The organism is Marinobacter salexigens, assembly GCF_002806945.1.
Classification (GTDB): Bacteria; Pseudomonadota; Gammaproteobacteria; order Pseudomonadales; family Oleiphilaceae; genus Marinobacter; species Marinobacter salexigens.
In genome coordinates this window covers 86,458-100,611 of sequence record NZ_NIHC01000003.1, presented here as the reverse complement: position 1 = coordinate 100,611, position 14,154 = coordinate 86,458, and the positions used below count along the sequence as shown (strand labels likewise).

General features: G+C 52.1%; 9 protein-coding genes. 3 read left to right on the top strand and 6 right to left on the bottom strand.

Annotation, left to right across the window (positions count from 1 at the left end; translation table 11 throughout):
* Positions 1 to 31: 31 nt before the first annotated feature.
* Positions 32 to 1,837, bottom strand: coding sequence for an ABCB family ABC transporter ATP-binding protein/permease (locus CDH47_RS05460; RefSeq protein WP_100638855.1), 1,806 nt, complete (start codon positions 1,835 to 1,837; stop codon positions 32 to 34).
* Between the two features lie 344 nt (positions 1,838 to 2,181).
* Between CDH47_RS05460 and CDH47_RS05455 the strand changes: the two genes are divergently transcribed.
* From CDH47_RS05455 to CDH47_RS05445, 3 genes are all read left to right on the top strand, one after another.
* Positions 2,182 to 3,813, top strand: a complete 1,632-nt coding sequence (locus CDH47_RS05455) for an ABC transporter transmembrane domain-containing protein (protein WP_239985587.1) — start codon at positions 2,182 to 2,184, stop codon at positions 3,811 to 3,813.
* Positions 3,814 to 3,910: 97 nt separating this feature from the next.
* Positions 3,911 to 5,188 carry a 4-aminobutyrate--2-oxoglutarate transaminase gene (gene gabT, locus CDH47_RS05450; protein ID WP_100638853.1) on the top strand — a complete coding sequence of 426 codons (1,278 nt, stop codon included), beginning with the start codon at positions 3,911 to 3,913 and terminating at the stop codon, positions 5,186 to 5,188.
* A 108-nt stretch (positions 5,189 to 5,296) separates the two neighbouring features.
* Positions 5,297 to 6,055 carry a VC0807 family protein gene (locus CDH47_RS05445; protein ID WP_100638852.1) on the top strand — a complete coding sequence of 253 codons (759 nt, stop codon included), beginning with the start codon at positions 5,297 to 5,299 and terminating at the stop codon, positions 6,053 to 6,055.
* A gap of 88 nt (positions 6,056 to 6,143) precedes the next feature.
* Here CDH47_RS05445 and gyrB read toward each other — a convergent pair whose 3' ends face one another.
* The 5 genes from gyrB to dnaA all read right to left on the bottom strand — a co-directional run bounded on the left by gyrB (position 6,144) and on the right by dnaA (position 13,824).
* On the bottom strand, positions 6,144 to 8,558 hold the full coding sequence (gyrB, locus tag CDH47_RS05440) for a DNA topoisomerase (ATP-hydrolyzing) subunit B (protein ID WP_100638851.1): 2,415 nt from the start codon (positions 8,556 to 8,558) through the stop codon (positions 6,144 to 6,146).
* Positions 8,559 to 8,638: 80 nt separating this feature from the next.
* On the bottom strand, positions 8,639 to 9,769 hold the full coding sequence (gene recF, locus CDH47_RS05435) for a DNA replication/repair protein RecF (protein ID WP_100638850.1): 1,131 nt from the start codon (positions 9,767 to 9,769) through the stop codon (positions 8,639 to 8,641).
* 124 nt (positions 9,770 to 9,893) lie between these two features.
* Complete coding sequence (locus CDH47_RS05430; RefSeq protein ID WP_100638849.1) at positions 9,894 to 11,165, bottom strand: ABC1 kinase family protein; 1,272 nt, start codon at positions 11,163 to 11,165, stop codon at positions 9,894 to 9,896.
* 10 nt (positions 11,166 to 11,175) lie between these two features.
* Complete coding sequence (gene dnaN, locus CDH47_RS05425) at positions 11,176 to 12,279, bottom strand: DNA polymerase III subunit beta (RefSeq protein WP_100638848.1); 1,104 nt, start codon at positions 12,277 to 12,279, stop codon at positions 11,176 to 11,178.
* 78 nt (positions 12,280 to 12,357) lie between these two features.
* A complete protein-coding gene (dnaA, locus tag CDH47_RS05420; RefSeq protein WP_100639315.1) occupies positions 12,358 to 13,824 on the bottom strand; it encodes a chromosomal replication initiator protein DnaA in 1,467 nt (488 codons plus the stop codon).
* Positions 13,825 to 14,154: the final 330 nt, after the last annotated feature.

The window sequence follows — 14,154 nt, the reverse complement described above, 5'->3', positions numbered from 1 at the left end:
AATGCTGCGCTCTACATACAGAGCCGTTTCCTCAAACGCGTTCCTCTTCTTCATCGCTGTGCTGTTGCTGCAGCCACAATCTGGCGTAATAACCATTCTGCGCCAGCAACTCATTGTGACTGCCGCTTTCCACAATCCTGCCCTGATCCATTACCAGAATCTTGTCGGCATCGCGCACTGTGGATAAGCGGTGGGCGATAACCAAAGTAGTACGCTGGCGGCTGACTTCATTCAACGCTTCCAGTATTGCCTGCTCGGATATGGAATCCAGGGAAGAAGTCGCTTCATCCAGGATCAGCAACGGCGGGTTTTTGAGCAACACACGGGCGATGGCTACCCGCTGTTTTTCACCGCCGGAGAGTTTCAGGCCGCGTTCGCCAACTTTGGTGTCGTAACCTTCTGGCAGGCTGCGGATGAAGTCATCGAGGTGTGCTTGTTGTGCTGCATGATGCACTTCCGCCTCTGTGGCTTCGGGGCGGCCGTAGGCGAGATTGCGATACAGGGTGTCGTTAAACAGCACTGTGTCTTGCGGTACCACTCCGATCACAGAGCGTAGGCTGTTCTGGCTGACCTCACGAATATCTTGGCCATCAATAGTGATGCTGCCTTTATTCACATCAAAAAACCGGAACAGCAGGCGGGCGAGGGTGGATTTACCGGCACCGCTGGCACCCACAACGGCCAAGGTATGCCCAGCTGGTATGGTGAAATCCACATCCTGCAGAATCGGGCGATCTGCTCGATAAGCGAAATGTACGTTATGAAAGCCTATCTCGCCTTTATCCACAGTTAACGCAGGAGCCTCAGGCGCATCTTTAATCGCCGGCGCCTCTCCAAGCAAACCAAACAACCGCTCCACATTCACCAAAGACTGACGAATTTCCCGGTACACAAAGCCCAGAGCATTCAGGGGGATAAACAGTTGCAGCAGGTAGGCGTTGATCATGGTGAAATCACCGAGGGTTATAGCGCCACTGGCAACTTCCCTCACGGCCATCAGCATCATGGTAATCATGGCCAAACCAATAATCAGTGCCTGACCGGAGTTGAGTGCCGCCAGGGACAGGCGGTTCTTCAGGCGTGCTTTCTCCCAGCCTTCAAGATTCTCGTCGTACAGGTCGGCTTCAAAGGTTTCGTTATTGAAGTACTTAACGGTTTCGTAGTTGAGCAGGCTGTCGATGGCGCGGGAGTTGGATTGGTTATCCCGGGCGTTTGCCTCACGCACGAACTTGGTGCGCCATTCGGTGACTTTGATGGAGAACACCACATACACCACCACTGATATGAGGATGGCCAGCACATAGCTGGCGTTAAACGCTACGAACAAAATGCCTGCCACCATCAGGATTTCCAGCAAGGTGGGCACTATATTGAACAGGGTAAAGCGCAGCAGAAAGCTGATACCGGTGGTGCCGCGCTCGATATCCCGGGCCAGCCCACCGGTTTTGCGATCCAGATGGAATGCCAGTTCCCGTTCGTGGAGATGACGGAATACCCGCAGCGATACCCGTCGCATGGCGCGCTCGGCCACTCGTGCAAACACGGCGTCTCGCAGCTCGCCGAACAAGGTGCTGCCAAACCGCAAGGTGCCATAGGCCACCACCAGCACAACGGGAATCCACAGCAGCAGCTCGCCTTCCCGGCCTTGGTCGAGGTAGTCGACGATGTATTTCAGCGCCACCGGGGTTGCGACTGTGGCCAGCTTTGCCAATACCAAAAAACTGATCGACAGGGCCACTCGTCCACGGAACTCGGTGAGATAGGGCCAAAGCCCGGCAATCACTTTCCAGTTCGGTTTATGGTTGGCGGGGTAATCACTGTCTGCGTAGGCTCTCACTCGGGATCCTTTTTTTGGACGGGATTATCAAATAAGGAGTTATCGGATAAGACGGAGTTTACGAGCATGCGAGCAGGTACCTCCGGCCAGAACACGCTGTAAATACTTCCCTGTACGCTCGACAAAAGCCATCCCTGGCTTTTGACGGTTCTGGCCGGAGGTACCTGCCCACATGCTCTTGTCTGACTGTATGATAAGTCTTTACTTTAAGCATAACCGTATAGCTGGCTAAGTTTACCGCAGCCAAACTCAGGAGGCACACCATCAACACTCGTCACCGGCAAGCCCTGAAACTGATCATCGGCTTTATTATTCCCTATCGCAAAGCCGTCGCCGGTGCGCTGATGGCGCTGGTCATCACCGCCGGCATCACACTCGGGTTGGGGCAGGGGCTCAGGATTCTGGTAGATCAGGGTCTGGCAACACAATCTCCGGAGAATCTCGCTCGAGCCGTAGGCCTGTTCTTCATACTGGTCTTGGGGCTGGCCTTTGGTTCCTTCTCGCGCTTTTACTTAGTGTCCTGGATTGGCGAGCGCGTGGTGGCTGATATCCGCAAGCAAGTGTTCAATCATTTGATTGATCTGCACCCGGGTTTTTTCGAGCAAAACCGCGCATTGGAAATACAGTCACGTTTTACCGCCGACACAACTGTTCTGCAATCGGTGATCGGCTCAACCGTCTCCATTGCCCTGCGTAATGCGCTGATGTTGGTAGGTGGTCTGATTCTCCTATTCATCACCAATGCCAAACTCGCCGGGATCATTTTGCTGGGTTTCCCGCTTGTTATTGCACCCATCCTGTTTTTTGGCAGACGGGTTCGGCAGTTGTCTCGGCTCAGCCAGGACAGGGTGGCAGATGTGGGCAGTTATGTGGGTGAAAACCTTACCCAAATCAAAACCGTTCAGGCCTTCAATCACCAACCCTACGACCGACGCTTTTTTTCAGACGTGTCCGAAAGAGCCTTCGAGATAGCCCGGGCCCGAATAAAACAGCGAGCCTGGTTAACCACCCTCGCCATTTCCCTGGTGATGGGGGCAGTGGGTATAGTGATCTGGATTGGCGGTCTGGATGTTATTCATGGCCGCATTACCCCGGGAGAGCTGGCAGCGTTTCTGTTTTACAGTTTGCTGGTGGGTGTAGCCGCAGGTGCTATCAGCGAGGTTATCGGTGAGCTGCAACGGGCGGCTGGTTCCGCCGCGCGGCTTTTTGAGCTGCTTCAGACGAAAGCGGCATTTGAGCGGCCAACAGAACAGGCAGATGAATTCCCGGGAGTTGTGACCGGCGAAATTACTATCAATGGCCTTAACTTCAGTTACCCTGGCCGGAGCGAACACCCGGCTCTGGTTGGCCCCTCGGGGGCAGGAAAGTCCACACTCTTTGATGTGCTGCTGCATTTCTATCAGCCCGACAGCGGTACAATTCATATTGACGGCACAGACAGCACAACGGTTTCACTTGAAGCGCTCCGGGCATGCTTTTCACTAGTACCCCAGAATCCCGCGTTGTTCCATGGCACCGTGGCCGACAACATCCGCTACGCACGCCCGAATGCCAGCCTGAGAGATGTTGAAAAAGCTGCGCGCATTGCCCATGCCCATGAGTTCATCGAGACACTGCCAGACGGCTACAACACACAGCTTGGTGATGGCGGTCTAGGGCTCTCAGGTGGCCAGAAGCAACGGCTTGCGATTGCCCGTGCGTTGCTGGCTGATGCGCCCATATTGTTACTGGATGAAGCCACCAGTGCACTGGATGCGGAGAGTGAGAGCTTGATTCAACAAGCCATGCCATCACTCACATCTGGTAGAACCACACTGGTGATCGCCCATAGGCTAGCCACCGTGCGCAATGCTGACCGTATTGCCGTGCTGGATCAGGGGCGCCTGTTGGCTGTCGGTAGCCATGAAGAACTCATCAAGCACAATGAGCTTTATCGACGTTTGGCTGACTTGCAGTTCCGGGAGCAACCAGCATAAGCCAGATATTCATCTCCCCCGGTTTGTGTCATGCCCGACTACTCCCTACACTAGTAAATGAGATTGTTTAAATCAGAGACACAGGGAGAATGGCAAAGTGAGCAATAAAGAATTGCAGGCCCTCAAAGAACGCTATGTTGCAGCGGGTGCGGCGAGCCCTAACGAGCAGTTTGCCGACCACGCAACCAACGCTGAACTATGGGACGCCGACGGCAACCGCATGATCGACTTTGCCGGTGGTATTGGTGTCCTTAACATCGGTCACCGGCACCCGAAAGTGGTTGAGGCAGTCAAAGCCCAGCTGGACAAGTTGATGCACACCTGCCAGACAGTCATGCCCTATGAGGGCTATGTGCGCCTGGCACAGAAACTGAGCGAAGTAACACCGGTAAAAGGCCACGCCAAGGTGATGCTGGCGAACTCGGGCGCGGAAGCTCTCGAAAACGCCCTCAAGATTGCCCGCGCAGCTACTGGCCGCACCAACGTCATCTGTTTCAATGGCGGTTATCACGGCCGGACCTTCATGACCATGGCGATGAATGGCAAGGCAGCGCCTTACCAGACAGACTTCGGCCCCATGCCGGGCAGCGTATACCGCGCACCTTATCCTGTGCCCTATCACGGCGTGACCGAAGAAGACGCTCTGCGTGGCTTGGAAATGACCATGAAAGCCGATTCACCCGCAAACCAGACGGCAGCTATTGTGCTCGAACCGGTACTGGGCGAAGGCGGTTTTTACGCCGCGCCAACCAGCTTTCTGAAAGCACTGCGTAAGATCTGCGACGATAACGGCATTCTGCTGATTGTGGACGAAGTTCAGAGTGGCTTTGGCCGTACCGGTAAGATGTTTGCCCTTGAGCACAGCGGTGTCGAAGCCGACATTATTACCATGGCCAAGAGTATGGCGGATGGTATGCCAATCTCAGCAATTGTTGGTACTGACAAAGTTATGGACTCGTCTGGGCCCAACTCGCTGGGCGGCACCTATACAGGTAGCCCGACTGCTTGTGCGGCTGCCCTTGCGGTATTCGAGGTATTCAAGGAAGAGGATATTCTTGGTAAAAGCATCAGCTTGGGCGAAAAGCTGAATCAGCGCTTCACCCAGTGGCAGGAACAGTTTACCCATGTGGATAACGTTCGCGGCCTGGGCCCCATGGCGGCATTCGAATTGGTAGAAAGCAAGGAAAGCCGCAAACCACGTCCTGATCTGGCGGGGGAGATTACCAAAAAAGCCAAAGAGAAGGGGCTCATCCTTCTCAGCTGCGGTATGTTTGGAAATACGCTGCGCTTCCTGATGCCGGTAACCATTGAGGATAATATCCTCGAAGAAGGACTGGCGATTGTAGAAGAGTGCCTGAAGGAAGCTGGCGCCTGATACATCCCGTCCAGTGGCTTTTGTAGATCAAACCGAACCTCCGGGTTCGGTTTTTTTATGGGGTTCGTCGTATACTGCCTCAAGCCCTTTCACTAACCAGGCAGAGCCATGACCGCACCAAACACCACAGCCGTGCCCGACCACAAACCCAGACCATGGGTAGACCTTCTGGTCAGCATTATCATTCCATCCGTCATTCTCATGAAATTCAGTGGTGATCAGCATCTCGGCAGTGTTAACGCCCTGATTATCGGCTTGGCATTCCCGCTGGGGTGGGGGCTGTTTGAGCTGATTCGCTACAACAAGAAGAACTTCATCGCGTTGCTGGGCCTGATCAGCGTTGGGCTGACGGGCGGCATCGGCTTGCTGGAGCTGGATGCGGGCTGGCTGGCGGTAAAGGAAGCAGCCATTCCAGCGATTATTGGCTTAGCGGTGCTTGCATCTACTCGAACCAAATACCCTTTGGTACGCACACTGCTTTACAACCCCAATGTGCTTGACGTGGAAAAAATTCAGAAAACACTGGAAGAAAAAGACCGGGTAGAAGAATTTGAAGGGCGTTTGCTGAAGGCTAGCTACTTCTTTGCTGGCACCTTTTTGTTTTCTTCCATCATGAACTACGTTCTGGCACGGTGGATTGTTGTAAGCCCCTCCGGTACCCAGGCTTTTAATGAAGAGCTGGGAAGGATGACTCTGGTAAGTTATCCGATGATCGCGATTCCCTCTATGGTTATGATGATGCTGATTTTCTATTACCTGTGGAGAACCATTCGTCGCTTGACAGGCTACACGCTGGAAGAAGTTATGGCGCCGCATCTCGCAGAAAAGGAAAAAGCCCGTTCGTCTGGTACAGCGCCCCGAAAATAACCGGCAAACAACAAGATATTGCTTTCAAACAAAAAAAGCGGCCAGGATAAAATTCTGGCCGCTTTTTTTGTTGCCGGATTAAGGCCTGCTAGATGTCGAGGTTATGAACTTCCAGAGCGTGAGCCTGGATAAAGTCACGGCGTGGCTCTACATCATCACCCATGAGAGTTGTAAAGATCTGGTCTGCCGCAATGGCATCTTCAATTTTCACTTTCATCATGCGACGGCTTTCTGGGTCCATAGTGGTTTCCCAAAGCTGTTCCGGGTTCATCTCGCCCAAGCCTTTGTAGCGCTGGATGTTAAGGCCACGCTGGGCCTCCTTCATCAACCAGTTTAAAGCGCCCTCAAACGACAATACGGCCTGCTTCCGCTCACCACGCTGGATGTATGCACCTTCCTCGACAAGCCCATTCAGAGTCTCACCAAGTCGCGCAATTGCACCGTAAGACGGCGAATCGAAGAAGTCGTGGCTGAACACGTATTCTGTCGGTATACCGTGAACATGGAGGGTGACCTTAGGCAAGTAAAGCCCGCGCTCTGCGTCTTTACTAACAGAGAAGGTATACTTCGTGCCGGTACGAGTATCTATGTCCAACCCGTCACCCAAGCGACTCGCCCAAGCGGCAACTGTAGTCTCATCCTTCAGATGCTCTGCTTTCAGGGTGTCGTTATGGAGCATCTGTTCCAGCACCTTTGCTGGGTAGGCACGGGACAGACGCTCAATCATCGCCATAACGGCCTGGTAATCCTTCACCATGGTCTCTAAAGCAGAGTCCTTGATTGGTGGTGCTTCCGGGTTCACGTACAGTTGCGCACCTTCCAGGGAGGTTTGTGTCAGGTAGGCTTCCATCGCCTTCTCATCCTTAAGGTACTGCTCCTGCTTACCACGCTTGACCTTGTAAAGTGGCGGCATAGCAATGAATACATGACCACGTTCTATGATCTCGCGCATCTGGCGGAACAGGAAGGTCAACAGCAGCGTGCGGATGTGGGAACCGTCCACGTCGGCGTCCGTCATGATGATGATGGAATGGTAACGGAGCTTGTCCGGGTTGAACTCTTCCCGACCAATACCACAACCCAAAGCCGTGATCAGCGTTCCAACTTCAGCGGAAGACAGCATCTTGTCGAAGCGGGCTTTCTCCACATTCAGGATTTTACCCTTCAAAGGCAGAATAGCTTGGGTTTTGCGATCCCGGCCCTGTTTGGCACTGCCGCCCGCCGAGTCACCCTCCACTATGAACAGTTCAGACAGGGCAGGGTCTTTTTCCTGACAGTCTGCCAGCTTTCCTGGCAGGCCTGCGATATCCAGAGCGCCTTTGCGTCGGGTCATGTCCCGAGCTTTCCGCGCCGCTTCCCGTGCCCGGGCTGCTTCAATCATCTTGTTAACGATTAGCTTGGCTTCGTTAGGTTGCTCCTGCAGGTACTCCGCAAAGCTTTGGTAAAGCTCCTGCTCAACGGCGGTTTTTACTTCCGAAGACACCAATTTGTCTTTGGTCTGCGAAGAAAATTTCGGATCAGGCACTTTCACACTGATAATCGCGGTCAAGCCTTCACGAGCATCGTCCCCGGAGGTGTTTACTTTTGCGCGCTTACCCAAGCCCTCCAGCTCAATATAGTTGTTCAATGAGCGGGTTAGGGCAGCACGAAAACCAGCCAGGTGAGTACCGCCGTCGCGCTGGGGAATATTGTTTGTGAAGCAATAAATATTTTCCTGGAAGGCATCATTCCATTGCATGGCAACTTCAACAACAATGCCGTCTTCACGCTCACGGGTAAAATGGAACACCCGGTTAATGGGCGTTTTGTTGGTGTTGAGATGCTCAACAAATGCCCGCAGACCACCCTCATACTCAAAGATTTCTTCTTTGCCACTGCGCTCATCCGTGAGCCGAATACGAACGCCGCTGTTCAGAAAAGCCAACTCTCTGATGCGCTTGGCCAGTATGTCGTAGTGGAACTCGATAGTAGAGAAGGTTTCCGGAGAAGGAATAAAGTGTACCCGGGTACCCGACGCATCTGTATCGCCCACAGCCGTCAAGGGTGCATTAGGAACACCGTGGGAATAAACCTGCTCATAGACCTTGCCTTCACGACGAATAGTCAGGGTGAGGGTAGAGGACAGTGCGTTTACAACTGAAACACCAACACCGTGCAAGCCTCCGGAAACCTTGTAGGAGTTATCATCAAACTTACCCCCCGCATGAAGTACCGTCATGATAACTTCAGCCGCCGACACGCCTTCTTCCTCATGGATATCCACAGGAATACCCCGGCCATTGTCCTGAACGCTCACCGACTCGTCCGGATGAATGATGATGCCTATTTCAGAGCAATGCCCGGCCAAAGCTTCATCGATGGAGTTATCCACCAGTTCAAACACCATATGATGCAGGCCAGTGCCATCATCCGTATCGCCAATGTACATCCCTGGCCGTTTTCTCACTGCATCCAGTCCCTTCAGAACTTTGATATTGGCGGAACTGTAGTTCGATTCACTCATTAGCTAACTCCTGAAGCGTAAGGGCCGGCGCGTTTCTTAAGCCGCCTGTTTGTGCAGCAAAAAGAACTGATAGGCCGGTTTTATTCTTCCTTCAATGTGCCATGTTCCACGTGGAACATTCGATAATCAGGTATCTGGCTCCCCTGCCATAGAGACTCCGGATCAGGGTGCTCTATGGATGTAATAAATACCTGGCAACGCAATTCCTGTAATTTACAAGCCAACATGCTTCTATGATTCTCGTCCAACTCGGCGTTGATATCATCGAGCAGAAAGCTGACCTGCTTCCCAAGGTCGTTTAAAACCATGCTCTGGGCAATTTTCATCAGAATCACGAGTGTCTTTTGCTGCCCCCGGGAAAATGTTTCCGCCACTGGGCGCCCGTGAAATCTAATGCGAATATCCGCTCGGTTGGGCCCATACAAGGTGTGTCCCATGCGGATTTCCTGCTCCCTGTGTCGAACAAGTACATCTGACAGAGACTGACTGACATCCCACCCGGGATAAAACTCAAGTTTAAGCCCTTCTGTCCAATTTACATTCACTTCCTGGACCAGGCTGTCAAAGGCGCTCTTGAATTGCTCAAAAGCAGACTTTCTAGCTTTGCTTATACGTTCGCTCAGTGCCGCGTACTGTGCGTCCCAAATGCGCAGCATGGATTCGTCTAGTCTACCATTTCTTAACGTTTGATTCCGCTGCGATGTGACTCGCTGGCACTGTTGCCAGCTTGATGCAAACGAAGGTTCCACGTGGAACACTGCCCAATCCAGAAACTGGCGACGCTTTCCAGGCCCACCCGCGACAATATCAAATACCCCGGGATCAATAACGGATACCGGTAAATGCATGGCAAGAGCGGACAAGCTACGTACACTCTCCCCATCCACTCTCAGGGTTGTTTGCTTTTGGGCTATGTCCCTTGAAATACCAACACGATGAGCAAGCGCGGCTTCACCACCAGCATCCAGACTTTCGAAGCCACGGTCCAAACCACCGAACACCGTGAACCGTTGTTGGCCGTGCTTGACTACAGCTTGATGTCTGTTTACGCGGAAGGATCTACCAAGCCCAAGATAAGCGATTGCCTCAAGCACACTGGTTTTCCCACTGCCGTTGGCTCCATAAAGCAAATTAAATGACGGGGAGAATGAAACAGGCTCGGCAGAGGAAAGGTTGCGAAAAAACTCGGTATGAAGTTTTACCAGCGCCATAGGAAGCAAGGCTCGTCGCGGCAGCAAGAGGAGTGGAGTATATCCACGAAAAAGGCAACTACTCACGTATCGGGGTGAGTGACTGCCTTGGTGTACAAAACCGGGATAAGGAAGCCGACCCGCCCTAGTGGAGCATGTTCAGGCGGTCATCCATAAACACATCCATTTCAGGTGCGAGTATGTGCACGTACCTGTCGAAATACAGGAACTGCTTAAGCAACAGCGCAAACTCTCTTGGAAAATGAAGCCCGTGGCTCTCACCAACCTTAACCATATCCATCAGGATATTATTGACATCATCTTCAGCTTGATCCGCCTGATAGGGCACATGATCCGGCACCATTTTGTCCATTTGTTGATAAAGCTTACGCAAATCCGCGGCAAGATCGTCTACCTTAACGGTGTGGTCGGTAATACCGATACGGATCATAGCGTCTGCCATGCCTTCAAAATTCCCCACCATCACTGCAGATATAAAATCACTGACAGCTTCCCAGGTGTCCGGACGGATGCGACCGACGATACCAAAATCGATAAAGCCGACACGCCCGTCTTTCAACACCATCAAGTTGCCCGCATGTACGTCGGCGTGGAAAAACTCGCATTGAGTCAAACTGGCAAACCAGGTATTCATTGCCGTGATCAGCGTTCGCTCCGGATCTTTTGCGTAACCCCGGATGCTTTCCAGATCGGTTAAAGGAACACCGTGGAAGCGTTCCATGGTCAGAATCCTGCGGGTGCTTGCATGTTCGTAAACTTCAGGAACGGTTGCATCTTCATTATGGGTGTCATGGAGAAATTTTCGGAACACCTTCAGGTTATTGGCCTCTTTAATGAAGTCACATTCTTCCATCATGGTGCGCTGAATTTCCTCAACGATTCCTGAAAGGGATGTCCAGGAAAGCTTTGGTGCCAGAGTTTCGAGAATTCGTGCGGAGAGATAGAGAAAATTCAGATCCGTCAGCAAAATGGTTTCAACACCTGGCTTCTGAACCTTGATTACAACATCCTCGCCGGTGATCAGGCGTGCAGCGTGCACCTGCGCAATGGATGCAGAAGCCAAAGCAACCGGATCAATTTCAGCGAACACCTCATCAATAGGGCGGTCAAGTTCTTCGGCGATAATCCCCTTTATCACACTAAATGGCAGATTCGGCGTTCGATCAAGGCAGTACTGAAACTCTTCAACATATTCCTTCGGGAAGAAGGTTGGTGAACTGGCAATGAACTGGCCAAGCTTGATGTAAGTCGCACCAAGTGACTCAAATGTCTGGCGCAGCAAACGTGGGGCAGGGGGGCGATCACCCCCGACCCATTTGACACCGGTTCGGCCGAGCACAGAAAGTGTTTGCCCAATTCTGAAAACGCCTTTGATTCCATTCTTTACGGTGCCCATCAATTCTCTCCTATAGCCTCATCGGCATAACCACATAAAGACAGCGGTTATCGTTCTGCGATTCAATCAGTGCGCTGCTGTTAGGGTTTGAAAGTGTAATTTTCACCTGCTCTTCTTCCAGCGCGTTCATTACGTCAATCAGGTAGCCTACATTAAAACCTATCTGCAGTGATTCGCCCTGGTAATCCACAGGCAACGCGTCTTCGGCCTGTTCCTGGTCCGGGTTGTTGGCAAATACCTGAAGCTCGTTCGATGCCAGGTTCAAGCGTACACCCCGGATGTTCTCGTGGGACAAAATACCTGCACGCTGAAGGGTATTTTTAAGCGTGCCGCGGTCAGCCAGAACGACCTTGTCACCGCCACGGGGAATCACCCGGTTATAGTCCGGGAACTTGCCTTCAATCAGTTTGGAAGTAAACGTATAAGATCCTACCGTGGCACGCAGGTGATTATCGCCAATTACCAGGGTGACAGGTGTTTCTACGTCATCAAGCAACCGGGAAAGCTCCAATACACCTTTGCGCGGCACAATCACCTGCCGGGGCTCTGCACAACCTGTATCCAGGGCCACGTGAGCCATCGCCAATCTGTGGCCATCGGTTGCAACCGTGCGAACGTGGTCTTTGTCCACTTCCAACAGCAAACCATTCAGGTAATAACGAACATCCTGCTGAGCCATGGCAAAAGCTGTAGCATCGAACATTCGCCTCAATTCTTTCTGTGGCAGTTCGAGCCGAAAGCTCTCAGGTTCATCTTCAACATTTGGAAAGTGCTCGGCGGGCAGGGTAGACAGCGTAAAGTGACTTGCGCCACACCGTACATGCAAACGATCGCCTTCCAGCACCAGATCAATTGGTGCTTCATCTCCCAGGGCCCGGCAAATATCTGAAAGCTTGCGCGCAGGTACGGTAATTTGTCCTGGCTGGTCAACATGGACAGGCGTTACCCGCCCAACCAGCTCGACTTCCATATTTGTCCCGGTTAAAACCAGGGTATTACCTTCGGCCACCAGAAGTACGTTGGACAGCACCGGCATCGTCTGTTTTTTTTCCACAACACCGGCAATGCTTTGCAAGGGTATGAGCAGGGATTCACGGCTGATCGTCAGTTTCATGTCACTCAGCTTTCTTTTGTTGGAAGGATGAATGTTATTTGCTTACGGGTTAATTAAAAGTCTGCGCAGATTAAATCATCAGGTTGTCAGCAACCTCATAAAGTTCTGATAATCCTCACGAATACCTGGGTCAGTTTCCTGAAGCTCCAGGATTTTCTTGCACGCATGTAGCACAGTTGTGTGATCACGGCCGCCGAAGGCTTCCCCGATCTCCGGCAGGCTGTGATTCGTCAGTTCTTTAGAGAGCGACATAGCCACTTGTCTGGGCCGTGTCACTACTCGGGTCCGCCGCTTGGAATGAAGATCCGCAACCTTGATTTTATAATACTCGGCCACCGTACGCTGAATGTTATCAATACTTACTTGCTTCTCATGCAGGGCAAGCAAATCTTTCAGGCTTTCCCTTATAAACGGTGGAGTAATCTCAGAGCCTGTGAAGTGAGCGTTCGCTATCACCAATCGCAGCGCGCCTTCAAGTTCCCTTACGTTAGACCTGATTTTCTGAGCGATAAAAAATGCGGCTTCGCTGCTCAACTTAACATTGGTCTGTTCAGCCTTTTTCATCAAAATTGCGACCCGCGTTTCCAGCTCTGGTGGCTCGACCATCACGGTAAGCCCCCAGCCAAAACGGGACTTCAAACGCTCTTCCATATCCACAATTTCTTTGGGAAACCGGTCACAGGTTACGATTACCTGCTGCCCACCTTCCAGTAGCGCATTAAACGTATGGAAAAACTCCTCCTGGGAGCGCTCCTTGCGGGCAAAAAACTGGATATCGTCTATCAACAACGCATCCACTGACCGGTAATACCGTTTGAACTCATTAATAGCATTAAGTTGCAGCGCCTTCACCATATCGGCAACAAAACGCTCAGACCTCAGGTAAGCCACCTTTGCATTGGGGTTACGGCGCACAATGTCATTTCCGATTGCGTGCATCAGGTGGGTTTTACCCAGACCTACACCCCCGTATAAAAACAGCGGGTTGTAGGCACCACCGGGGTTTTCAGCAACCTGCATGGAGGCTGCGCGCGCAAGTTGGTTAGACTTACCTTCTACAAAGGTCTCGAATGTAAAACCTTCATTCAGAAAGCTCTGGTGCTTAATGTCGCCTTCTACCTGAACTGGCCTTCGCCCGCCATTAGAGGTGTACTCATTAAGCTGTGTGCGGCGGCTGCCCCCGGAGGTAACCGCTGTTCCCCGCTCCTCGTCAGTCACCTTTGTACCGGATTCTTCCTGAACCGGCTTGACTGAATCCTGTTTCTCCACTTCCGAGCGCACCACCGGCTCACTCTCTCTCGGGGCAGATCCAACTTTCATCCCGACACGAGGAGCCTGGCCACCATTCAGATCCTTCAGTACCTCCTCTATTCGACGAAGATACTTCTCATGAACCCAGTCCATCACAAACCGGTTAGGAGCAAACAGCATCAGCTGTCCCTCCCGGTGATCAGACTGAAGAGGCCTGAGCCAGGTATTAAACTGTTGTGCGGGAAACTCGTCCCGGAGTACTTCAAGACACTGATGCCACAGTCTGTTCGGCACGACAGGCAACTCCCGATTACCCAATATTTTCTCGAACCGGGCAAAGGCTGCCCGATCCCGAAAGCTGACCAACGATTCTAACCCGCCAGCCCTTTTAGTGAAAGGGCAAACACCTCACCATAAACACCCTGTGGAAAATTAAAGCTATCTTAATCAAGAAATTACAGACTTATGGACAACCTTGTGTACAGAAATACCGGATAAATAAGTTACACACAGCCCTGTGTGTATACCTACCTCTCAGCTCTGTGTGCAACCAACCTGTCTTCCGGTGGATAACTCTCCACGTTTGCCTCGCAACGAGTTCTCCACAATCCATCATGCCCTCAT

Bases quoted from the DNA above. Each gene is read 5' to 3' on its own strand.
- CDH47_RS05455 (WP_239985587.1), top strand. From the start codon at position 2,182: ATGGCGCTGGTCATCACCGCCGGCATCACACTCGGGTTGGGGCAGGGG.
- CDH47_RS05430 (WP_100638849.1), bottom strand. From the start codon at position 11,165: ATGGGCACCGTAAAGAATGGAATCAAAGGCGTTTTCAGAATTGGGCAA.
- CDH47_RS05445 (WP_100638852.1), top strand. From the start codon at position 5,297: ATGACCGCACCAAACACCACAGCCGTGCCCGACCACAAACCCAGACCA.
- gyrB (WP_100638851.1), bottom strand. From the start codon at position 8,558: ATGAGTGAATCGAACTACAGTTCCGCCAATATCAAAGTTCTGAAGGGA.
- dnaN (WP_100638848.1), bottom strand. From the start codon at position 12,279: ATGAAACTGACGATCAGCCGTGAATCCCTGCTCATACCCTTGCAAAGC.
- recF (WP_100638850.1), bottom strand. From the start codon at position 9,769: ATGGCGCTGGTAAAACTTCATACCGAGTTTTTTCGCAACCTTTCCTCT.